Below are 21163 nucleotides of genomic sequence, written 5' to 3'. Positions count from 1 at the left end.
CTCCGGGTAATCACGACGCTTCATCGCTGCCTTCCGCATGGCGTTTTCGGAGATCTATGGAACGGCATTTGTTTGAAGGGGAATGATTGGTGTTCCGTGGATTTTGAATTCGGGGAACTTCCTGAAAAGGCCAAGTGCTTCGGCCTCTGTTTTATATAAATCACAAAGCGCGCCGGCAGCGTTATAGCTAATTTCGACATCGTTTTCAGAGAGTTGCTTGGACAAGACTGGCAGCAGCAGTGCTCCAGAATGTTTTATCTCATAAAGGCAATCGAAGGCGGCGTTTCCATAGGAATTCGTCGGTGAAGCCATCTTTAACAAAACTGGGACGGCAGGAAGTGCGTCATTACCAAGCATGCCAAACCCGGCGGAGGCCATGCTTTGATACCCCTGCGCACGCCTAAAGCGAAGAGGAATCAGGCTCTGTCGATCCAGCATGTTGTTCAATCTGCTTGTTACCGAAGAATCAGCCTGCACCCACTCTAATAAGATGGGAATTGCGTTCGTCCCTATTGCTTTGACGGCAAGTTGGATATTCGTTTCCCAATCTCCTGACCGAGGCCTGGAGCCGCTTCCATAATCATACAGCTCCAGCCATTGAGTTAATGTCCTGCCCTGGTAAGCAGGTTCACGATGACGGAACAGAATAAAGGTAAAGGAGACTGCGATGAGCAGTGCCAGAGTTATCAGGATGAGTCTCGATCGTTTACCCACAGGTTTTTAAATAGTGCACAGGGCGTTCGTAGACCAGTCAAAAGGGAGAAGCCTCATGTAACGCGCGCTTTCCAGGAAGAATTCAGGATGTTCCTGGAAAAATATGGTGTCGAATATGACGAGGCTTATGTATGGGATTAGGGCGCCCCTTCAGGGCTTTGATGTTTGTTGGGAATCGTTCCTGGGGTTCCACCCCAGGCTGGTATTGAGCGCCCCGTTGGGGCTGGGAAAGGGCACTTGATGGTTCCGGGAATCTTCTGTGGCAAAGTAGGAGACGGCAGCATACTGCCATCTGAGTTTTCTTATTAATTATCCAAGGAGATGAAGATGGGCTGTCGCTTGGACGGAAACGATGGTGAGACATTGGGCGGTGTGGTTGTTACTGCATCGTAAGTCGGTTTGGAAACCGGCGCTCCGGAACGCGAATGAGCCACCGGTGTTCTTTCGTTTCGGTGATACGTGTTACGGTTCACACAAAATGTGTGGTCACCACGCGTGTCGGCGAAAGTGTTTGACGGCTTTTCCTCGTTTTACGTTTGGAATTCCTCATGGCATCGCAAATGCTAAATCCTCTCAATCAGTGTCGGAAATAAAAGGATTTGGTTGAGGAGAATGGTCGGCAATTTATGACTGGGGGTCTGTCCGTAACTGTGCGTTCAAAGGCACAGTTGACCATGAGAAATAAATTCTTAGTATCCAATACTAGGCACGACAATCTGTTTCGAGGTGGGGCGGCGTGCGCAAGGAAGGTGAACCGATGAAATACACACTTATGCGAAGGATGAAGGCAGGGAACAACTACAAGGCTCCTTCTTCTTTGACGCGGTTGGGATTGTTTCAGTTTAAGAACCGACAAATTTCGGCAGTCCTGCTTGCGTCCATATTGCTGCTGTGCGCGACTGTGCGTGGCTGGGCCGCCACGACATATGTCAATATCAACAACCATGCTCCTTCAGCTCCGTACGCGACGTGGGCCACGGCCGCCACGAATATCCAAGATGCCGTGGATGCGGCTGCGCCGGGTGATGTGGTTCTGGTAAACGACGGGGTATATCAAACCGGGTGGCGAACTGTTGGAAATGTGAACAACCGTGTGGCTGTGACCAAACCGTTGACTCTGGTCAGTGTCAACGGTCCGGGTGTAACCATGATTCTGGGGCTGCAATTTCCCATGTATAACTCTAGCGGGGTGCGGTGCGTGTACTTGACCAATGGCGTGGTGCTCTCCGGTTTTACGCTGATGAACGGGGGCGCCCAGGGCTCCGGTGGAGGCGTGTGGTGCGCTTCGACCAATGTGGTGGTGACCAATTGCGTAATCCTGAACAACTCGGCGTCTTCCTCCGGAGGCGGAGTCTATTTTGGCACGCTGAACAACTGCATAATCAGCGGCAATTCCTCTTATGCCGACTATTGGTCAGGAGGAGGGGGAGCCTACTCGAGCATATTGAACAATTGCATCCTGCGCGGCAACTCGGCCTACAATGGCGGCGGAGCCTACTCTGGCATGCTAAACAACTGCATTCTCAGCAACAACAACTCGACAAGTTATGGTTATGGTGGCGGAGCTTACAACGGCACTTTAAGCAACTGCACACTGAGCGGCAACTCGGCCGCCTCAGGCGGTGGGGCTTACTTTGGCACATTGAACAACTGCATAATCAACGGCAACTCGGCGGCCAATGGCGGCGGGGCTTACTTTGGCACATTGAACAGTTGCACTGTGAGCAGCAATTCGGCCTCCCAATCCGGCGGCGGGGCATATGCTGCGACGCTGAACAACTGCATATTGAGCGGTAACGTAGCTACCAACGGTGGTGGGGCTCGCGGCAGCACGCTGAATAACTGCGCGCTAATCAGCAACGTGGCGAGCAATGGCGGCGGGGCTTACTCTGGTACGCTGGACAATTGCATGGTGACCGGCAATCTAGCCACCAATGGCGGCGGAGCTGCTTTTAGCTTTCTAAACAATTGCAGACTGAGCAGTAATTCTGCATCCGCTTTTGGCGGTGGGGCTTATTATGGCGGGTATCCTTCCGGCGGGTTGACCAACTGCATATTGGCCGGCAACTCTGCTTACTGTGGCGGTGGGGCTTATTATGTTACTCTGAACAATTGCACAGTGACTGCAAACTCGGCTTCGTATCTTGGGGGTGGGACTGCAGGTGGCACGCTGAACAACTGTATTATCTACTACAATGACGCGTTGACGAACGCTAATGCCGACTATTTCGGCACATTGAATTATTGTTGCACCGTGCCTTTACCTAACAATGGAAATGGCAATTTCACCAAAGCTCCATTGTTTGTAGATCAAACTGGTGGTGACTTTCATTTGCAGGCGGGTTCGCCGTGCATTAATGCCGGGCTGAATGCGTACGTGCAGGAGAGCACTGATTTGGATGGCAACGTGCGCATCCGTGGGGGGACGGTGGATGTGGGGGCGTATGAGTTTCGGTCGCCAACGTCGGTGATCTCGTACGCGTGGTTGCAGCAATACGGGCTGGCGATGGATGGTTCGGTGGATTTTGCGGATAAGGATGGGGATGGCTTGAATAATTGGCAGGAGTGGCGGGCGGGGACTGATCCGACGAATGTGGCGTCGTTGTTAAAGTTGACGCAGACTTCCTCCACGGCGGGACAGGTAGCGCTGACGTGGACGAGTGTGGCCAATCGCAGTTACTTTGTGGAACGGGCGACGGATTTGGGGGCGGCGGTGCCGTTCTCGTTGCTGCAAGCCAATGTGCCGGGTTTGCCGGGCACGACGTCGTTTACGGATACGAATGCCCCTGCCCCGGCGTATTATCGTGTGGGGGTGCAGTAATTCAAATTTCGAATTTCGAATTGAAAAGCAAAAGCCGGCCTCGCGAGGGGTTGGCTTTTTTGTTTTAGTTTTTCTTAAACCACGAATTCACACTAATTAACACGAATGGGATTGGGGGGCGGGTTGGATGGAGGTGATCGAGTGAGATTGGGTGGCTTGGGTGATACTTGATCGTAAGCCGGTTGAGAAACCGGCGCTCCGATGCTGGTCGCATTCGCGAGTGGAGGCAATGGGGGAATGACATCGTGGGCCGTTTCAGTGCGGCGCGCACGGGAGTGACGCGCCCTACCGTGGGGCCTGGCGGCGGCGGGGGCTCATTTATTGGCCGAAGGGTTGGTTGGTGAAAATGTTGTTGGTGTCGGCGGGTTTCAATGCGGGGTATAATTTGTACACTCCGGCGTAGTCTGCTTCTTCAGGATACAAGTCTGCCAGTATCGCGGCCGAGAGCATCTGGGTTCCTGCATCGGGATCATGCATCGCCTGGAGCAGGATCGGCAGAAATATCTCCGGCTTGGGATGGATGGAGCGAAGGCTGTCCAAGGCCATGGCTCGCACATGTGGATCAGGGTGTTTGGTCAGCCTGGCCAGGGCTGGCACTGCGCTCAGGGCGTCCGTGCCGAGAATCTTCAAGCCTTCCCTGCCCTGGAATTGGTCCCAGCCGTGGGTCGTAGAGAGGAACTGAATTAATGACCGCTGGAAGAAAGGTACCCGAAGAAGGCTTCGGGGCAGCTTAGGAATTGATAATCGCAAATGCTTTTGGAAGTTGGTTTCCCGGGAGGTTAGTTTTTTGATCAGGAACGGGATGGCATTGGTGCCAATGTGCTTTATGGCATTGGTGGATGCATCATACAGCGCCGGTCTGTTCGGCTCATTTGCTGAAAATGATCGGTAATAAAGATTCAACCATTCCGTCAATGTTCTGCCTTCGTAACTCGGTTCCCTGGGGTGCGTGAGATAAAAAGCGAGCGAGCCCGCGATGAGCAGGGCCAAAGTTATCAGGATGATTCTCCGTCGTTTTCCCACGGATTTTTATATAGTGGGCGGACCGTTCGAAGACCAGTTAAAAGGAGGGTGAAAGTTGAGATTGAGCCATAAATATGCAGATCCTACAGACTGCGCGCGCGGCCCTGCTTTCACTCAGGACTCCGGGGCAACGACTTGAATTGGCGACGAGGGGAAATGCGAGGGAGCCGATTGTCCTTGTGTTCGTGAGGCGTGGGGCGCAAGGTTGACTAGGCCTGAAGAGCTCATATTTTCCGAGTCAGCATTACTTCCATCGCAGGCACCTTAACTCCTCAAGCAGCGTCTTCAAGATTGGGTTGGAGCATCACCAGCGATGAGGCGTTAAGCGGTTCGCATGCGGAAGCGGATAAATAATTCAAGCGTCATGGCTGTATAAAATGACAGAACATTGGACCTCCACACAATTTCACCACTGGAAACGCGATTGCGAGGGTTTCGCAGTCGGCAACCAGCTTTTTGAGGTGATTGATATTTTCACGCCGGAGCAGGAGCTCTTTTACGTCGGCCTTTGTGAAACGCATGGTTACGCGTGCGTCAGGAAAAAATACAACGTCATCTGCACTCCTCCAGCGGTGATGAAGGAAAAGCAAGGGATGTAGTTTAACCGCTGATGGACGCAGATAAACGCGGATGGGGGATGAAAGGCGGACATTCAACACCCCAACATCGAAAGCTGAACTTTCAATAGGGAGAGCTTTCTAACAAAAAGGCCAGTCCCTTGCGAGACTGGCCAGCTGTCTCCACCACCTCGATGGAAACGCTTTTAGTGTAGTACTTAATCCCCGCCTACACCGAGGATTGGCAAAACCTTATCATGACTACAGTTGACAACAACCAAAAACTTTTCAATGGGTGGCACAAACCCGATAACCGCTCCAAAGCTGCATTTAGGCGGCCTGATGTGCTGCGACCTGGTGGGCTATCACGTTGCCTGCCACGGTCCGGAATTGACCAGTGATGAGTTTGGCCGCGTTTTGGGCGATCCAATCCTCGGCCATCAGGTTCGACAAGCCAGCTCCTTCCTCTGAATCAAACACGCTTGTGGAAGCAATCATTCCTTCCCCGGCATCAATGCAATAGTAAGCTTCGAATCCTTTGATTTCGCTGATACGGGGAACAAAGCTTTCGTTGATCAACCGGGTTAATTCGGCCGGCGAGTTCGTCTCATAGCGTCTTATAGCTGCATACATAAAAACTCCTTTCTCCATAACTTTAACCTAAGGCTTCCATTGAAAACTACCAAAGGAGAAAATGGCGCACTAAGTCGTCCTGTGGGGAGCGGGGCGACAAGTTGGGGCGGCCCTTCAGGCCTTGATGATTTATATGGACCTTATTCCCAGGCCTTCGCCCGCGGCTGCGGCCTGGGCTGGTTTGGGGCAGCCCGTTGGGCCTTGGGAGTTTAGAAAGTGGCGCGGGAAACCGGCGTTCCGTCAGAACGAATGTTATTTCATCCGGAGTCTACATTACCTTTCGGCATTCGGCAGGGGGTTCTGGCATGGCGGTGCAGGACTCGAGGGTTTGGGGATGGCCATCGTTGCCTACTGGCTGCGTCTGCAGGGTGAAATAGAATGTTGCGCCCTGGTTGATGGCGCCTTCGGCCCAGATTTCTCCGCCGTGGCGGTTGATGACGCGTTGGACGATGGCCAGTCCAATGCCGGTGCCGGGAAACTCGGAGGCGGAATGGAGACGTTCGAAAACACCAAAGAGTTTGCCGGCGTAGGCCATGTCGAAGCCGATGCCGTTATCGCGCAAAAAAAAGGTGGGATGACCGGCGTGCAGTTTCACGCCGAATTCGATCCGGCCACGATCGACAAGGCGGGTAAATTTCCAGGCGTTATTGAGGAGGTTTTCCAAGGCAACGCGCAGCATGCGTTCATCCACCGAAGCGAGGATTTTTGGGGCGATGATAAAATCGACCTGGCGTTGTGGTTCATCCTTTTGAAGTTGCTGGGCTAATTGCCGCAACGAGGCGCTGAGGTCGACTGGGCGCCGTTGGATTTCGCAACGTGAGAGCCGGGAGAGTGCCAGGAGGTCGTGGATAAGCTGATCCATTCGCTGGGCGGATTGAATGACAATCCGGAGCATCTCCCTGCCCTCCTCCTTGAAGAGCGGCGCATAATCCTCGCGCAACAGTTCGGTGAAGGAGGAAATCTGACGGATCGGGGAGCGCAGGTCGTGGGAGACCGAGTAACAGAAGGCTTCCAGCTCGGCGGTGCGTTCGCGGACGGATGATTCCAGTTCAGCATTCCATTGTTTAATCCTGGCTTCGGCTCGTTTTTGCGCGGTGACATCAATGAGCACGGCGAGGGAATGCACTTCGCCGCTATGGCGGTCTTTTTCGATGGCAGCCGACAGGAGGACATCAATGATCTCGCCGTTTTTCTTAATCACCTGGTAAGGAATGTCGCGGCAGACACCCGTCTCAAAGAATTCCGGCAGCACCACCTCCAGGGCATACTGGCGGGATTCGGGCGTGAGGAACTCGACAGACTTGTGGCCGATAACCTCCGACCGTTCGTAGCCGAGGGATTCGAGCCAGAAGTTGCTGACGTTGAGGAGGGTGCCGTTCTGATCGATGGAGTGCATCATCACGGGTGTGTTGCCGTAGAGAGAACGGTATTTTTCCTCGCTCTGATTTGCGCGGGACTGGGCGGCAACGTGGAGGCGATCGAGCGAGACGATGCCAAAAGAGACCATGGCATAAACCAAGGTCTGGGCCCAGACCGAGAATCCAGAAATGGCAGAAGAATGTCGTGGAAGAATAACAAAATAGTCAACCGCGATATAACCCAGGATGATCGTAAGGACTGCCGGTCCGAAACCGGCCCAGAACGCAATTACCAGGATGGCCAGGAACACAGTGGCAAAAGGAGCGTGATCTCCCAACCAGGGGTCGAGCAACATCCTGACCAGAGTCGCCACGGCAATACTTAAAACTGCCATGCCATAGTGGACAGGTTGGGCAGGTTTGTAGGGCTTGGAGGCGGAGGTGATTAAATTTCTTACAAAAGTCACTGCTTAAACAATCTGCTTTCCATTACATGTTCCAATGTGCCCTGAATCAGTGAACGCGCAAGGCGATCAGGGAAAAAAACTTGAAGCGCTGCCAATGGTTTCCGTTCGAGGTTTTGCCGCGCAATTGGCAGTCCGGATTGCCATCGTTTGAGGCAAAGGCATTTTTCAGTAAAAGTAAAAAGCCAATCCCTGGTGAGAGACTGGCTTCGCACCTCCATCATCCGATGGAGGTTTTAGTGTTGTGGTGTCATTCTGGGACGGAAATATGCCGATGATAAGTAGGTGAAACACGTAAACCCTGTTTGGAAACCGGCGCTCCGGGTCGTGGGTGGATACTGCTGACGAGTAGTGAAGATTGTTAGTAACTTTTAGTGGCACAAGCGTCTGCCGTGGCGGAGCTTATTTCAGGAATTATGTCGCTCACAGAGTATAGTCGGAAACGCGACTTTAAAAGGACTGCGGAACCCAAGGGCAGACTCGACCGGAGCAGCAAGAGGCATCGCTTCGTCATCCAGAAACATGCTGCCTCACATCTGCATTATGATTTCCGCCTGGAAATGGGCGGCACGCTTAAATCCTGGGCGGTGCCGAAGGGGGTGCCTTTCGCCAGGGGTGAAAAGCGGTTGGCGATGGAGGTGGAGGATCATCCGGTATCGTACATCGATTTCGAGGGGACGATTCCCAAAGGGGAATATGGTGGCGGGACGGTGATGGTGTGGGACAAGGGAACGTTTGAGCCATTGAGCAAAGAGCCGTTGAAGGAGCTGGCGGGCGGGAAATTGCATTTCATTCTGCACGGCTCAAAACTGAATGGGGAGTGGTATTTGGTTCGTTTGCGTGGCGGGAGGCAGTGGCTGTTGATCAAGGGCGGGAGTGACATGAAGCCGGTGTCAAAAAAAATGGATGACACGTCGGCGCGGTCGGGAAAATCGATGGCAGAACTCGCCGGGAGTGGCCAGGCTTGGAAATCCAACAGAGCTACATCAATCACAAAAGTGGAAAAGGTTCAGGTTAGGAAACTCAAAAAAGCTTCACCAACCACGAAGGTGTCGGCGGTAAGGGAGCGAAAGAGTTCGGTAAAGTTCATCGAACCGATGAAGGCAAGGCTCGTCGAAGCTCCGCCGCCGGGAGAGTGGATTTACGAGGTTAAATTCGATGGCTTTAGAGCACTGGCTTTCAAACATGGCAGCAAGGTCACCCTGCTATCGCGCAACAAAAAGGATCTCGGAGAGAAGTTTCCCGAGGTGGTGGATTCGATCGCGCAAATCGATGCAGAGGAGGCAATCATCGATGGGGAAATTGTGGCATTGGATAAAAAAGGTCGGTCCTCCTTCCAACTGTTGCAGCGGTATGACATGGGGCAGGCGCGTCCAGCGATCTTTTTCTATGCTTTTGACCTGCTGCGGTTGAACGGGAAGGATTTGCGGAAAGAAACCGTTGTGGAGCGAAAGGCGGAGCTGGAGAGGCTGCTGACGGGAGACCTGGGCATCGTGCGCTACTCCGCCTCGCTCGAAGGGGAAGTGGGGAAATTGCTAAAACAGGCGCAGAAGTTAGGATTGGAAGGGCTCATCGGAAAGCTAAAGAATTCGGTGTATGAGGCGGGCCAACGCAGCGGGTCGTGGATAAAGCTCAAGCTCCATCACGAACAGGAAATGGTGATTGGGGGGTATACTGATCCTGAGGGGAGTCGCAAATATTTCGGCGCGCTGCTGGTTGGGTATTACGATAAAAAAGAACTGCGATTTGCGGGCAAGGTAGGTACTGGCTTCAATCATGCACTGCTCGAGAGTCTTTATGCCACGTTCAACAAAATGGGACAGGCAAACTGTCCTTTTGTGAATCTGCCCGAAAAGCGCCGCGGCAGGTCTGGCCAGGGTCTGACGGCCAGCGAGATGAAGCGGTGTCATTGGCTCAAGCCGAAATTGGTTTGCCAGCTCAAGTTTTCCGAATGGACGGAGGACGAAAAATTGCGGCAGCCGGTTTTTTTGGGGCTGCGCAAGGACAAGGATGCCAGGGAAGTTGTTCGTGAAAAACCTGAATAATTAATTAATCCAATGGAGCTCACAGTTGATGGATCGAAGGTGGAGGTTTCCAATCTGGAGAAGGTCTTCTATCCGAAGACTGGTTTCACCAAGGGGGACGTCATTGATTATTACATCCGCATTTCGGAGCATTTGCTGCCGCACTTAAAAAAGCGGCCGATCACGCTCAAGCGGTATCCGAATGGGGTGGAAGGATTTTTCTTTTACGAAAGGCAATGTCCCACGCATCGGCCGAAAAGTATCAAGACGGCGAAGGTGGCCAAGGAGGGCGGAGAAGTTCATTACTGCGTGATCAATGATTTGCGGGCGTTGGTATGGGCAGCGAATCTGGCGGACCTGGAGTTGCATACGTTTTTGCACAAGGTTCCGGCGATTGAGCGTCCGACTGCGCTGGCGTTTGATCTTGATCCCGGACCGCCGGCGGACATCGTGACCTGTTGTCAGGTTGGGCTCTGGCTCAAGGCGATGCTGGATGCGCTGGGACTCAAGAGCTTTGCCAAGACTTCAGGGTCGAAGGGTTTGCAGGTTTATGTGCCGCTGAATACGGCGGTGACGTATGAGCGGACGAAGGAATTTGCGCGTGCCGTGGCGGAGGCTTTAGAACTAAAATTTCCGGAGACGGTGGTGTCGAATATGCAAAAAAAGTTGAGGAAGGGAAAGGTGTTGGTGGATTGGAGTCAGAATGATGATCATAAGACGACGGTGAATGTTTATTCGTTGCGGGCGAAGGAGCGTCCGACGGTTTCGACGCCGGTGACGTGGGGAGAGGTGACGACGGCGCTTAAGAAGAAGAATGCGAAATTGCTGACGTTTGAGACGGCGGATGTGCTTAAGCGAGTGGAGAAGCAGGGAGATTTGTTTGCGGGGGTGTTGAAGGTGAAACAGAAATTGCCGAAGTTGGGGAAGGAGAAGTGATGCGGTCATGGTAGGGGGTTGGATTGTTGTTCGCAGATGCGAGTGGGGCTGTGGGAGGAATGACATCGTGGGCCATGTCAGTGCGGCGCGCACGGAGTGACGCGCCCTACCTGGGGCTGGCGCGAGATTTTGAGATCGTGGGTCGCGTGGGTCCCATTCGTGCAGGCGACCTGGAATTCGGTTCCATCCATCATGGCATCGACCGATCCTTGGGACAATAAACCCATCTCCAATCCTCCACGCGTTTACACAAACCTTTGCGCACCGGGTTCATTAGAATGTAACGGGTCTTTTCATCCAGTTCATGATGGTCGCGCAGGCGATGATCAAAAAAGTCGCGTTGCCAATCCACGCCGTGCCTTCCAGCCACGTATTTCTTCCAGTTTTTGATCGTGGTTTTCATTCCTGGCTCGGGTGGAAACGCAAGAATCGCATGCAGATGGTCAGGCATTAATAAACAGATCCTGCAATGCCAGGCCAGTTTGTCGTGATTGTGTTTTATCGCGGCTAGGACGCTGTCCCCGGTATCCGCCCGGCAAAACTGATTTTTTCCAGGGGGTGCGCATTTAATCGTGATGAAAAACCAACTCGCTTCAGGAACCCACTGTGGAATGGCATGCGGCAACTTTTTGCGGAGAGGTAATTCCATGTCCGAAGTGTAGTGAGCCATGAGTCAAATCAACTGTACACGGAGGCGATCGTGGGTCGCGTGCGCGGATTGGGGGGATGGGTGGGATTTTGTCGTGGGCCTTGTTAGTGCGGCGCGCAGCGGAGTGACGCGCCCTACCTGGAACCTGGCGGTTGGAATGGGATCGTGGGGCGCGTGCGCGAGTGGGCTCGATGGGTCTGTAAAGTGAACAAGCCAGTCCCATGCGTGGGACTGGCGACCACGGGTTTGCAAAACCGATTTAATCAGTCAAGTGTGGTCCGAGTGCGAGGGGTTGTCTCGCGCTTATCCTTAACGCTTTCTTCCCCGGCGGTGGAAATGTCCTCAGCACCGGCTCGTTCGAAGATATTCTTGGCGCGTTTGGTTTCGTTGCTGTCTTCCGAGTGAACGGAGAGAAGAATCCGGCCTTCGCGGATTTTGCCTTGATAACGCTTGGCTTCGAATTCGGGGATGCCCATGCCGACCAAGGTTCCAACGAGGCCGCCTGCGGCTGCTCCCACGGCTGCGCCGCTCAACGCTGCCATGATGGGGCCGGCGGCAATGAAAGGGCCGACGCCAGGTATGGCCAGGGCACCAATGCCAGCGAGCCAGCCCAAGGCACCGCCCAATACGCCACCGGTGCCAGCACCGGTGGCCGCGCCTTCCGGAGCTTTGGTCCCTTTTTCATGGGCGAAGTCCCTGGTTCCGGATTTGTCCGGGAGCAAGGCGGAGATGTCGTTCTTGGAGAAGCCAGCCATCTTGAGATCATCGACGATGCAACTGGCCTGGACTTCATCCCGAGCTACACAGAATACAGATTTAGCTGCCATATGATTTTCCTTCCTTTTGAATTTTTAATGGTTATTTAGCGCTGCTGTCGGTCTTGACTTCCAATTGATTATCCACGGCGGCGCCGTTAGCGACGTTTTGCACAACGTCGGAGATGGTCTTCAGCTCCTGGTCGCTCTTCACCGGGCCGCGCAAGGTCACCTTGCCATCAACGGTGATGATCTTGATGTTTTTGGCTTCCGTGGAGAGTTGGTCGTTTTTGGTGATGGCACGACGGATGTTGCGGGTGATTTCGCGGTCGGATTCGCTCTTGCCCTGGTCACCGGGGGTGAGCGTGGCGTTGTCACGGTCGCGCACGTTTTTACCCGTATTATCCGCTGCCTTCAGCGAGCTGGTGTCAGCCGCATTTGTGGAATTCGCAGCATCGGGATAGACGCGATTCTTGGAATCGAGTTCGCGCGAGGTGGGTGAGAGGGCATTCGTCGCGGGAGCGTTGGCGACGGTGGTGTCCCTACTAGCATCGCTGCTGGCGGTGGTTTCGGCACTGCGACTACAGCCGGCAATAAGGACCAAGGCGGCCGCGAGGCCCATCAATTTGGTTGGTGTTTTCATAATTGTTAGAATTAATTCCGGGTCAAAGCACCATCGTTCAGGTATAAGTCCGCTGCCATGGGGGATTTCCATACGCGGAAAGCAGGTAAGCAGGTCTTAACCCCAATTCACAGTGGGGCAAGGGTCGGTAATTTGGTTAAAGCGAAAAGGAGAGAATGTATGATTCCCAAATATATCGTTGAATTCACGACACAATCAGGCAGAACTCCGATAGCGAGTCATTACTCAACGGATGACCCGGTTGCCTGCGAGGAGTTTGTGGAAATGCTATTGGATCGCGGAGCCAAAATTCAGGCGATAAAGCATGCGGGAGAGGAGTTGCCGAAGCGTGATTTTGACAGAATGATCAAAACGGCAGCGGGCATGCTGGCTTCCAGTCGCATTTGCAATTCGCTGAACATCAAGGCTGAGGAGGAGCATTATCGGTTTGGGTTTACGGGGTGAGTGGAAGGTGGAATGTCCAACGTCCAATGTCCAAGGACTAAGAGTCAAAGAATATTCAATGGCCAATATCAGAGTTTGAGCCCGCGATATTGGGTGGAGTGTGGCGGAAAGAAACCGTTGGAAACGGTTGGGGAAACATTGGGATGCGAAGGACCCCACACTAAAGTGGGGGGGTTAATGAGAAGGGTGCGGCGTCAGTGCCTAGATAGTAACAAACCGGCGAGCAGTCAGCCTATTTGTTCCGTGACGATTATGCTCATCTGTTGGTGGTGATAATTGTGTTCAGTCGTGTCAAGGGTGAGTGGAGGTTAACAAATATTGGATGGCGCGGAGGGCGGGGTCGTTGAGCGCATACGCGATTTGGGTCGAGGGATGGATTGGGATTGTGGGCCTTGTCAGTGCGGCGCGCACGGAGTGACGCGCCCTGCCCACGTGGCTCGGGTGGGATTGGAGTCGGGGGGCGCATCCGCGGGAACAGGTCAGGGTGGAACCGGATCGCGGGCATCATTAGGGAGCGAGCGGCAGGTCTTTCCAGACGGGCACCAATCCTTACCATTAATTGATGGCTGGCGCACGGTTTGGAATTGAGGACTGCGTCCGCAGATAAGCTCGATGGACTGGTAGAATCGCCGACCGTGTTAGAATTCGAGGGGACTCTCATTCCACCGATTATACGATTGCTGGCGCGGGTTGGTCGGGTCGTGGGTCGCGTGCGCGGAGGGGGTGATTGGTAGAATGAGATCGTGGGCCATTTCAGTGCGGCGCGCACGGAGTGACGCGCCCTGCCCACGTGGCTCGGGTGGGATTGGAGTCGGGGGGCGCATCCGCGGGAGCGGGTGAGGGATGGATTGGATCGCGGGCATCATTAGGGAGCGAGCGGCAGGTCTTTCCAGACGGGCACCAATCCTTACCATTAATTGATGGCTGGCGCACGGTTTGGAATTGAGGACTGCGTCCGCAGATAAGCTCGATGGACTGGTAGAATCGCCGACCGTGTTAGAATTCGAGGGGACTCTCATTCCACCGATTATACGATTGCTGGCGCGGGTTGGTCGGGTCGTGGGTCGCGTGCGCGGAGGGGGTGATTGGTAGAATGAGATCGTGGGCCATTTCAGTGCGGCGCGCACGGAGTGACGCGCCCTACCCACGTGGCTCGTGGTGAGATTGGAGTCGTGGGGCGCTCCTACAATCACATTGAGCTTGGCAAAGAGGCTGTATCAGCTCCAATGGTGGGTATGCGTAATATTTTTTGCGGGATGATGCGCTTGCTGGTCGTTGTGCTTTTTATTGTCGCCGGGGTGGTGCGACCGGCGGCTTCGGCGCCAGTGCCTGATCCGGGTCCGAGGCTCTCGGATGTGGAATTCTTTGCGCTGCTCGATTTGTCCCGTCCGGATTTGGCCGAGGTGAAAAAGAGTGTTGCCGGGTCTGATTGGACGGCGGCACGTCATGCGCTGGCGGAACATATGCGGACGCGTCCGCTGCCGCATTGGCAGATTGATCCGCGCGGAGTTGGCCACGATGCGAAATCCAATGAACCGGATGCAGAGAAGGCGTTGAAGCATCTGGTCAACAGCCAGGGTATTGAATGGCAGTTTGGGGAGACCATTGATTGGGCATTCAACCCGACGACGCAGCCTGATTCCAAGTGGCCACGCAATAATGAGTGGACCTGGCAGTTCAACCGGCACGAACAATGGCTGGCGTTGGCGAAGGCTTATTACGCCACGGGCGATGAAAAGTATGCACAGGAGTTTGTGGCGGAGTTGAACAGTTGGGTTCACGACTGTCCGGTGCCGCTGGCCGCGGTTCAGAATGGGCCGTTTTCCCGCTGGCGCACGATCGAAGCGGGCATTCGTGCCGGCACGGTTTGGCCGGAAATTTTTCCGCGTGTGCTATCGGCGAAGTCCTTTGATGATGCGGCGGTGGTATTGATGCTAAAGAGCTTTGTCGATCATGCCGAGTATTTGATGAAGTTCCACACTACCGGCAACTGGCTGACCATGGAAGCCAACGGGCTTTATCATGTGGGCGCGCTCTTCCCGGAATTCAAGGATGCCCAGCTCTGGCGCGACACGGCCGCCGAACGGCTGGATCACGAACTCGATGTGCAGGTTTATCCCGATGGCGCACAAATCGAACTGGCTCCGGGTTATCACGGAATTGCACTCAGAAATTTTAGCGGCCCGGTGGAGCTCGTTTCGATGACCGGGTTTCAACCGCCCAAGGATTATCTGCCGAAGTTGGAGAAAATGTTCAGCTATTTGCTCTTCTCGATGCAGCCCGATCGAAGGATGCCGCCGTTGAATGATTCGGGGGCCAGCAGCATTGTAGTTGGGATGAGACCAGGGGCGCGGTATTTTCCGCAACGGGAAGATTTTCTCTGGGTTGCGACGAACGGCAAGGAAGGGAAGCCGCCGATGGAAACGTCCCACGTTTTTCCTTACGCGGGTCAGTTCATCATGCGGAGTGGCTGGGATGCCGATGCACGCTGGCTTTGCATGGACGGTGGGCCGTTTGGGTATGGTCATCAGCATGAAGATAAATTGAGCGTCATCCTCACTGCTTACGGCCAGCCGCTGCTCGTGGAGGGCGGCGCTTATATTTATGATGCGAGCGAATGGCGGCAATATGTGCTGAGCAGCCGTGCTCATAACGTGGTGATGGTGGATGGCCTGGAGCAGGCGCGTCGTCATGAACCCAAAGAGACTTTTGTCGTAAAGAATCCCCTGCCCCAGGTTTGGGAGAGCAATGATGTTTTTGATCATGCTGCCAGCCGATATGACGAGGGTTGGGGCGCGGAATCTCTTCACCCGATAAGGCAGACGCGGCATGTGTTTTTTCTTAAGCCGGATGTGTTCATCATTGCGGATGAACTGGAGTCGATGGATGGCAAACCGCACGATTGCGAGGCGTTGTTTCATCTCAATGCACCGGACGCCACCGTGGACGGCCTGCGTGTCACCACACAAAATGCCGGTCCGAATCTGACGGTCATGGCTTACGGTGCGGATGGTGTGAAAATTGTCAAAGGCCAGAAAGAGCCGGTGGTGCAAGGCTGGTTGCCGGATTCATCCGCTGGTTATGGGGGCATCAAAGCGATTCCGACGGCCATCTATCGTAAGAGTGTGGGGGGCAAAGTGACGGTGGTGTATGTTCTTTATCCATCAGCCAAAGCGGCGGCATGTCCGGTAACGGAAGTTAAACTGGCCGGGGAGACGTTGACGGTTCGGTTCAATCAGGGGGCGGAGAAGACGGTTAAGTTTCGGCCGTTTCCCGGGTTGTAGTCGATGCTGCAGGCCAACTGGCTTAGGCCTCGTACGGAAATAAGCTGACCCGATCTGCTGGTCCTCCGGGTGCCAGTCGGCGTTGCTCCTCAGTCGCAGATCGCCTTGGATATGCTCTTTCGTCGCGCCTTGACTGGCCCCCGGATGTCGGCGCAGCTCGTATCAGCTTATTTCCGTACGAGGCCTTAGGGTTGCACTTTTAAAATCCTGCTGGATTCTTAAGGCATGCCAATGACACCACATACTGAGCAGCACTTCACGGCTGGTGACACGGTCCGGGATATTGTCATCGGCATGTCTGATGGGTTGACCGTGCCCTTCGCGCTGGCGGCGGGGTTGACGGGGGCCATTTCCCAGACTCATCTCATCGTGACGGCAGGGTTTGCTGAGATTGCGGCGGGTTCGATAGCGATGGGGCTGGGCGGCTATCTGGCGGCGCGCGGCGATGCGGAGCATTACGCGCATGAGCAGGCGCGTGAGGAGCAGGAGATTGTAAACATCCCGGAGGCGGAGGCGCAGGAGGTGCGTGAGATTTTCGAGACTTACGGTCTTTCCGCCGAGGAGTGCGCCACGGTGGTGGAATCGCTCCGACGGCGGCCAAAGGACTGGGTGGCGTTCATGATGCGCTTCGAGCTTGGCCTGGAGCGGCCCGAACCCGGACGCGCGTGGAAGAGTGCATTGACGATTGCGCTTGCTTACATCGTCGGCGGCATCATTCCGCTCAGCTCATATATCATACTTCCGAATGCGCACAGTGCTTTGCGGTTGTCCGTGGCAGTGACTTTGGCGGCGCTCGCCGTCTTCGGTGGCATCAAGGGGCGCTTTACTGGGGTGCCGGTTCTGCGGAGTGCGCTTCAGACTACTGTCATTGGTGGCCTTGCGGCAGCGGCGGCATTTGGTATCGCGCGGTGGATTGGGTGAGTTTGAGGGAGCAGCATCGGTGGGTTGCTAACAGGCTAAGCCGGTTGGGAAACCGGCGCTCCGGGGCTTGACGGTGGGATTGGATCGCGGGTCGCGTGCGCGAATTGGGGCAATGGGCTGGGCAGAGTCACCGACGGTGTTTGAATTCCGGTGTTTCCACACGGGCACCAGCGTCATTCCACCATTTAATTGATTGCTGGCGCGTGGCAATGGAGTCGTTGGTCGCGTGCGCGAAGGAGATCGCGGAAGGAGAAATGAATCTCGTTACTCCGATTGCTAAGCGAGAGAACGTGCCTGGCGGTGGAATTTGGATCGTGGGTCGCCTGCGCGAATTGGAGGAATGGGGAATGATATCCGGGGCTTTGTTAGTGCGGCGCGCACGGAGTGACGCGCCCTACCCACGTGGCTCGTGGTGGGATTGGAGTCGTGGGGCGCATCCGCGGGAGCGGGTGAGGATTGGACTGGATCGCGGGCATTGTTAGGGAGCGAGCGGCAGGTCTTTCCAGACGGGCACCAATCCTTACCGATGCAAGGTGAACGTGCCTGGCGGTGGGATGAAGTTTCCTGGCCGCATCCGCGGGAACGGGTAAGGGTTGGGGTGATCGCGGGCATTATTAGGGAGCGAGCAGCAGCTCATCCTTACCATTAATTGATCGCTGGCGCGCGGGATTTGGGTCGCGGGGCGCGTGCGCGGATAGAAGCATGGGAGGGATTGATTTCGTTGGCGATATTAGTGCGGCGCGCACGGAGGTCCTTCCGGACGGGCACCAACGACGAATTGGATTGGATCGTGAGGGGTGGTTTTAATTTTTAAATGTGTTGTATTCGGCCTGGAAATCTCAGGTGAGGGCGTGGGCTGGTTGTTTTTGGGCGACGACTTCGCCGATGAAGGGTTCAAATTTTTTGGTGAGAAGTGATTCAGTGTTCTTCAGACCCCATTCAACGACCATTTGATTGCATTGCTCGGCGGCTTCCCGGGTATCGAACAAGGTCACGGATGACATCATGCCGTCGCCGAGGTCGAGGCAATAGTAACCCTCGAATCCCTTGATTTCGCTGATGAGGGGGATCAAGCCGTCGTTGATCAACGGGGTTATTTTGGCGGGGGAAACGGTTTGATAGCGTCTAATTGTGGCAAACATAATTAACTCCTTTGGTTGATTACCAACTCAACTCAATCTAGGGCCGTTTGGTGAAAAGGGCGAATCGAGATGGAGAGCATTGGAGTTAGCATATTCAAAAGAAGGAGGATGGGATGGTATGTCGGGAATAAAGCGGAAAGGGAAACCGTTGGAAACGGTTGGGCAAGAAACGGACGGAAATAACCCCGCACTAAAGGCGGGATTAATGAAAAATGTGAAACAAGTGATGCTGGCGCATTTCAAGACCAGCGGAGGTCGGGTTCGATCTCCTTGATTTCGCGGCGGATGGCGGTGGCGAGGAGCGGGAAGATTCTTACCAGGAAGGTGCGTTCCAGGACTAACTCGTCTTTGGTGAGGGTCAGGGAGCGGGTTTCGATGCCGCCGGCTTTTTCGGAATAAACGGGGGCGGAAATCTGGATCTGGGCGGGGAATCGGCCGGGGGCGATGGTCCATTGGATGTCGCGAGCGGCGCGGGTGGCGAGTTCGTACGCGCGGATCTGGAGTGGGTCCTCGGTATTGGGAAGTGGCGCGGCGGGTGGGGTGTCGCAGACGCGCAGGAGGTAGGTGCGAGCCATGGACTCGAGGCGCTGGTGGCGGAGATCGGTACTGGCGAGGTTGAGGGTCCAGGCAAAAGCCCAGCGTTCAGCGGCGGAGTCGCCACCGTTTTTGCGCACGGCGGTGGCGATGATTTGTTGAAAGACGGCCTTGGGAATGGTGTTGTCGTTCATAACGCTACCTTTTTTGATGTTCATAACGACACCATACTAACGAGGGGGGTGGGACATAGGGTGTCCATCCCCCATCACAGGACAAAAAAACCAAAAAATACAAGAACTTGGACAGCAGCGATTTGTAACTGGCCTGGGAAAAAGCGATGGGGAGGGAGGGTTCCAATTGAAGCCGGTGGCGAAGGGATTGCCAGGCGTTCGGCGGGTTCAACAACTCGGTGTGAGCGAGACTTGAAGGTCAGGGAAATTGCGGAACGGTTGAACGCCGGATTGATTTGAGAATGTGGGTCGAAGCGGAACTGATGCGGAGTCCGCAGGGCGATTGGGAGTGGATGCCTTTTGACGAAACCGATTCATGAGAGTGATATTGAGCGGATTAGCGGGACGGAGGAGCGATGGGTGTTGCATTCACCGAAGCCGGGAGTTTGCGGGATTGGGCTGGTTGAAGCAGAAGGACAGTGGATGGAAGTGAAAGCAGCGGAGTTTGATTTTAAGACATGCATGCTGTCAGAAGGGGATGGGCCGTTGAGGATGGATTACAGCCGCTTCATTTGATTACATGGTTTAAGTTAATTAAAGTTCGGTGGGTCAGTCTCCCCAAGAAAAGACACTGGCGTTTTAGTCACACGCGTTTAGCGTAGAGTAGTATGGGGCAACAGATTAAAGTCATGATAATGGATAATTGCGATGACGATCGCTTTTTATTGCAACGGTCATTGCGGACCCACCCGGATTTGAAGGTGATTGGTGAGATGGATCAGGGAGATACAGTATTAGATTATCTCGCTGGCAAAGGTCCGTTTGCTGATCGCGCACGCCATCCGATTCCCGATGTATTACTGGTCGATGCGGTTATGCCTCAAAAAGGTGCCGTCGAGATTTTGCGGTGGTTACAGGATCATCCCATGCCACAGTTGACTGTGTTTGTACTTTCCGGTTCTGTCTTTCATGAGGAGTGCCAGCAGCTGGTGGATATGGGTGCCAAGGCATGCTATGAGAAAACGGGTGATTTGGATTTGCTCAATGCCATTGTCGATGAAATTGATACTTTCAGTCACACCGGCCGGTTTGATCGTTCGAAGGCTCCGAAGAGTTTTATCCAGGGCCGCGACGCTCGTTTCTGAGCAGAGCCATTTTCAGAAAAGGTCCTTCATTACCATCCGGGAAAGCGTCTCGTACATTTCATTCCCAGTTCGAATGTATCAACTGAAATTGTTTTACACGGCGGCAATGAATGAACAGGAGCGGTAATCTGTGTCACAGATCACCGCCCCTTTATCAACTGCGTCCCTTTCCCCCGCACAGTTAACGCATAAGACTATCGCTTCAGCTTTGCACATTCCATGGGGAGATTTGCCACTTTTAAGAGGGCATTATGGGCAGACGAAACTTCATAAATAAACTCGTTGTATCCACTTTTGACTTCTTCAGACCGGTGGGATGATTTTTGCGAGCCTTCGGTTTGGATGAACGGAAGAGATTGGAACTGGAATTTCCAAGGAGAAAAAAGAGAGTCATCTGCATCTTCATTCGTAATAGATCTTGGCCATGGCATCGTTAGTAATTGGCAGCCTTCCTTCATTTCTCACCTAATCCGATTCTTGCCCCCGGGTTGCTCACAGATTTGTAGGAACAACCATGACACTGAATTCAGAACGCATGCGACTTATCATGCGCATGCGCATTGGCTATGGTTGGGCAGGATCAATGAACGTGCTTATTCAAGACATACAGACGGCGCAGTTTTTGACTCATGATAACCGCTGGACTAAAAATCCTGCTGAGGCGGAAAACTATGGTTTTAGCCTCACGGCCCATAGCGCTGCCCGCATGCTGAATCTGCAAGGCTACCAAATTCTTTTCTACTGCCCGGAAACCCACTACCAGATTTTGATTTACAGTTCCGAAGGCACACAACCGTCTCCCCAATCGAACTGATTAACGCTCGCACCTGCAAGTAGCCGCCACTTTCGGCCTACTGCACCTGGTCCAAATGCCGGTCCTTTTGTCTATGGAAGTTGCCTTCTTTTTTTGGAACAACTTTCTCCAAGTAAGCCAGGACTTCCC

Annotated in this window: 21 protein-coding genes; 12 read left to right on the top strand and 9 right to left on the bottom strand. The window is 54.1% G+C overall.

The window, feature by feature from the left end; genetic code table 11:
* Positions 1 to 54 precede the first annotated feature (54 nt).
* Entirely contained in the window at positions 55 to 714 is a 660-nt protein-coding gene (locus CFLAV_RS06310; protein ID WP_040547246.1) for a hypothetical protein, read from the bottom strand.
* A 757-nt stretch (positions 715 to 1471) separates the two neighbouring features.
* Here CFLAV_RS06310 and CFLAV_RS06305 point away from each other — a divergent pair.
* Positions 1472 to 3535 (top strand): choice-of-anchor Q domain-containing protein, encoded by a 2064-nt coding sequence (locus tag CFLAV_RS06305; RefSeq protein ID WP_007413827.1) that lies wholly within the window; start codon positions 1472 to 1474, stop codon positions 3533 to 3535.
* 318 nt (positions 3536 to 3853) lie between these two features.
* Here the strand turns inward: CFLAV_RS06305 and CFLAV_RS06300 are convergent, their stop codons facing one another.
* Entirely contained in the window at positions 3854 to 4558 is a 705-nt protein-coding gene (locus tag CFLAV_RS06300; protein WP_007413826.1) for a HEAT repeat domain-containing protein, read from the bottom strand.
* A gap of 377 nt (positions 4559 to 4935) precedes the next feature.
* Here CFLAV_RS06300 and CFLAV_RS06295 point away from each other — a divergent pair, with 377 nt between their 5' ends.
* A complete protein-coding gene (locus CFLAV_RS06295; RefSeq protein WP_007413825.1) occupies positions 4936 to 5157 on the top strand; it encodes a hypothetical protein in 222 nt (73 codons plus the stop codon).
* A gap of 288 nt (positions 5158 to 5445) precedes the next feature.
* Here CFLAV_RS06295 and CFLAV_RS06290 read toward each other — a convergent pair whose 3' ends face one another.
* Entirely contained in the window at positions 5446 to 5748 is a 303-nt protein-coding gene (locus CFLAV_RS06290) for a hypothetical protein (RefSeq protein ID WP_007413824.1), read from the bottom strand.
* Positions 5749 to 5787: 39 nt separating this feature from the next.
* Between CFLAV_RS06290 and CFLAV_RS35440 the strand changes: the two genes are divergently transcribed.
* Positions 5788 to 5961, top strand: a complete 174-nt coding sequence (locus CFLAV_RS35440; RefSeq protein WP_160164509.1) for a hypothetical protein — start codon at positions 5788 to 5790, stop codon at positions 5959 to 5961.
* Positions 5962 to 6016: 55 nt separating this feature from the next.
* Here CFLAV_RS35440 and CFLAV_RS06285 read toward each other — a convergent pair whose 3' ends face one another.
* Positions 6017 to 7501 carry a sensor histidine kinase gene (locus tag CFLAV_RS06285; protein WP_150107302.1) on the bottom strand — a complete coding sequence of 495 codons (1485 nt, stop codon included), beginning with the start codon at positions 7499 to 7501 and terminating at the stop codon, positions 6017 to 6019.
* Between the two features lie 485 nt (positions 7502 to 7986).
* On the opposite strand from CFLAV_RS06285, the gene ligD (CFLAV_RS06275) reads away from it, so the two are divergent.
* Together ligD (CFLAV_RS06275) and ligD (CFLAV_RS06270) are read left to right on the top strand one after the other, a co-directional pair.
* Positions 7987 to 9615 carry a non-homologous end-joining DNA ligase gene (ligD, locus tag CFLAV_RS06275; RefSeq protein ID WP_007413822.1) on the top strand — a complete coding sequence of 543 codons (1629 nt, stop codon included), beginning with the start codon at positions 7987 to 7989 and terminating at the stop codon, positions 9613 to 9615.
* A gap of 12 nt (positions 9616 to 9627) precedes the next feature.
* Positions 9628 to 10530, top strand: coding sequence for a non-homologous end-joining DNA ligase (ligD, locus tag CFLAV_RS06270; RefSeq protein WP_007413821.1), 903 nt, complete (start codon positions 9628 to 9630; stop codon positions 10528 to 10530).
* 190 nt (positions 10531 to 10720) lie between these two features.
* On the opposite strand, the gene CFLAV_RS06265 is transcribed toward ligD (CFLAV_RS06270), so the two are convergent.
* From CFLAV_RS06265 to CFLAV_RS33920, 3 genes are all read right to left on the bottom strand, one after another.
* Complete coding sequence (locus tag CFLAV_RS06265; RefSeq protein WP_007413819.1) at positions 10721 to 11200, bottom strand: REP-associated tyrosine transposase; 480 nt, start codon at positions 11198 to 11200, stop codon at positions 10721 to 10723.
* A gap of 242 nt (positions 11201 to 11442) precedes the next feature.
* On the bottom strand, positions 11443 to 12006 hold the full coding sequence (locus CFLAV_RS06260) for a hypothetical protein (RefSeq protein ID WP_007413818.1): 564 nt from the start codon (positions 12004 to 12006) through the stop codon (positions 11443 to 11445).
* 31 nt (positions 12007 to 12037) lie between these two features.
* A complete protein-coding gene (locus CFLAV_RS33920; RefSeq protein ID WP_202796853.1) occupies positions 12038 to 12577 on the bottom strand; it encodes a BON domain-containing protein in 540 nt (179 codons plus the stop codon).
* Positions 12578 to 12736: 159 nt separating this feature from the next.
* Between CFLAV_RS33920 and CFLAV_RS06250 the strand changes: the two genes are divergently transcribed.
* From CFLAV_RS06250 to CFLAV_RS06235, 4 genes are all read left to right on the top strand, one after another.
* Positions 12737 to 13021, top strand: coding sequence for a hypothetical protein (locus CFLAV_RS06250; protein WP_007413816.1), 285 nt, complete (start codon positions 12737 to 12739; stop codon positions 13019 to 13021).
* Between the two features lie 1130 nt (positions 13022 to 14151).
* Positions 14152 to 16305: an alginate lyase family protein gene (locus CFLAV_RS06245; RefSeq protein ID WP_007413815.1), complete on the top strand. Its 2154-nt coding sequence runs from the start codon at positions 14152 to 14154 to the stop codon at positions 16303 to 16305.
* 225 nt (positions 16306 to 16530) lie between these two features.
* Positions 16531 to 17226 (top strand): VIT1/CCC1 transporter family protein, encoded by a 696-nt coding sequence (locus tag CFLAV_RS06240; protein WP_040547239.1) that lies wholly within the window; start codon positions 16531 to 16533, stop codon positions 17224 to 17226.
* Positions 17227 to 17435: 209 nt separating this feature from the next.
* Positions 17436 to 17708, top strand: coding sequence for a hypothetical protein (locus tag CFLAV_RS06235; RefSeq protein ID WP_007413813.1), 273 nt, complete (start codon positions 17436 to 17438; stop codon positions 17706 to 17708).
* Positions 17709 to 18065: 357 nt separating this feature from the next.
* On the opposite strand, the gene CFLAV_RS06230 is transcribed toward CFLAV_RS06235, so the two are convergent.
* Both CFLAV_RS06230 and CFLAV_RS06225 read right to left on the bottom strand, forming a co-directional pair.
* Positions 18066 to 18368, bottom strand: coding sequence for a hypothetical protein (locus CFLAV_RS06230; RefSeq protein WP_007413812.1), 303 nt, complete (start codon positions 18366 to 18368; stop codon positions 18066 to 18068).
* A gap of 239 nt (positions 18369 to 18607) precedes the next feature.
* Positions 18608 to 19096, bottom strand: coding sequence for a hypothetical protein (locus CFLAV_RS06225; protein ID WP_040547237.1), 489 nt, complete (start codon positions 19094 to 19096; stop codon positions 18608 to 18610).
* Between the two features lie 339 nt (positions 19097 to 19435).
* Between CFLAV_RS06225 and CFLAV_RS06220 the strand changes: the two genes are divergently transcribed.
* The 3 genes from CFLAV_RS06220 to CFLAV_RS06210 all read left to right on the top strand — a co-directional run bounded on the left by CFLAV_RS06220 (position 19436) and on the right by CFLAV_RS06210 (position 21034).
* Positions 19436 to 19651, top strand: coding sequence for a hypothetical protein (locus CFLAV_RS06220; RefSeq protein ID WP_040547235.1), 216 nt, complete (start codon positions 19436 to 19438; stop codon positions 19649 to 19651).
* Between the two features lie 113 nt (positions 19652 to 19764).
* Complete coding sequence (locus tag CFLAV_RS06215; protein WP_160164507.1) at positions 19765 to 20220, top strand: response regulator; 456 nt, start codon at positions 19765 to 19767, stop codon at positions 20218 to 20220.
* Positions 20221 to 20734: 514 nt separating this feature from the next.
* Positions 20735 to 21034 carry a hypothetical protein gene (locus CFLAV_RS06210; RefSeq protein ID WP_007413807.1) on the top strand — a complete coding sequence of 100 codons (300 nt, stop codon included), beginning with the start codon at positions 20735 to 20737 and terminating at the stop codon, positions 21032 to 21034.
* Positions 21035 to 21163 lie beyond the last annotated feature (129 nt).

This window comes from Pedosphaera parvula Ellin514, from assembly GCF_000172555.1.
Taxonomy (GTDB): domain Bacteria; phylum Verrucomicrobiota; class Verrucomicrobiia; order Limisphaerales; family Pedosphaeraceae; genus Pedosphaera.
The sequence above is the reverse complement of the archived record's forward strand: the minus strand, read 5'-3'. Positions and strand labels throughout refer to the sequence as shown.

What these genes read in the sequence shown, in the direction of transcription:
- CFLAV_RS06305 (WP_007413827.1), top strand. Translation starts at nt 1,472, where the DNA reads ATGAAATACACACTTATGCGAAGGATGAAGGCAGGGAACAACTACAAG.
- CFLAV_RS06295 (WP_007413825.1), top strand. Translation starts at nt 4,936, where the DNA reads ATGACAGAACATTGGACCTCCACACAATTTCACCACTGGAAACGCGAT.
- CFLAV_RS06290 (WP_007413824.1), bottom strand. Translation starts at nt 5,748, where the DNA reads ATGTATGCAGCTATAAGACGCTATGAGACGAACTCGCCGGCCGAATTA.
- CFLAV_RS06285 (WP_150107302.1), bottom strand. Translation starts at nt 7,501, where the DNA reads ATGGCAGTTTTAAGTATTGCCGTGGCGACTCTGGTCAGGATGTTGCTC.
- ligD (WP_007413822.1), top strand. Translation starts at nt 7,987, where the DNA reads ATGTCGCTCACAGAGTATAGTCGGAAACGCGACTTTAAAAGGACTGCG.
- ligD (WP_007413821.1), top strand. Translation starts at nt 9,628, where the DNA reads ATGGAGCTCACAGTTGATGGATCGAAGGTGGAGGTTTCCAATCTGGAG.
- CFLAV_RS06265 (WP_007413819.1), bottom strand. Translation starts at nt 11,200, where the DNA reads ATGGCTCACTACACTTCGGACATGGAATTACCTCTCCGCAAAAAGTTG.
- CFLAV_RS06260 (WP_007413818.1), bottom strand. Translation starts at nt 12,006, where the DNA reads ATGGCAGCTAAATCTGTATTCTGTGTAGCTCGGGATGAAGTCCAGGCC.
- CFLAV_RS33920 (WP_202796853.1), bottom strand. Translation starts at nt 12,577, where the DNA reads ATGAAAACACCAACCAAATTGATGGGCCTCGCGGCCGCCTTGGTCCTT.
- CFLAV_RS06250 (WP_007413816.1), top strand. Translation starts at nt 12,737, where the DNA reads ATGATTCCCAAATATATCGTTGAATTCACGACACAATCAGGCAGAACT.
- CFLAV_RS06240 (WP_040547239.1), top strand. Translation starts at nt 16,531, where the DNA reads ATGCCAATGACACCACATACTGAGCAGCACTTCACGGCTGGTGACACG.
- CFLAV_RS06235 (WP_007413813.1), top strand. Translation starts at nt 17,436, where the DNA reads ATGGAGTCGTTGGTCGCGTGCGCGAAGGAGATCGCGGAAGGAGAAATG.
- CFLAV_RS06230 (WP_007413812.1), bottom strand. Translation starts at nt 18,368, where the DNA reads ATGTTTGCCACAATTAGACGCTATCAAACCGTTTCCCCCGCCAAAATA.
- CFLAV_RS06225 (WP_040547237.1), bottom strand. Translation starts at nt 19,096, where the DNA reads ATGAACGACAACACCATTCCCAAGGCCGTCTTTCAACAAATCATCGCC.
- CFLAV_RS06215 (WP_160164507.1), top strand. Translation starts at nt 19,765, where the DNA reads ATGATAATGGATAATTGCGATGACGATCGCTTTTTATTGCAACGGTCA.
- CFLAV_RS06210 (WP_007413807.1), top strand. Translation starts at nt 20,735, where the DNA reads ATGACACTGAATTCAGAACGCATGCGACTTATCATGCGCATGCGCATT.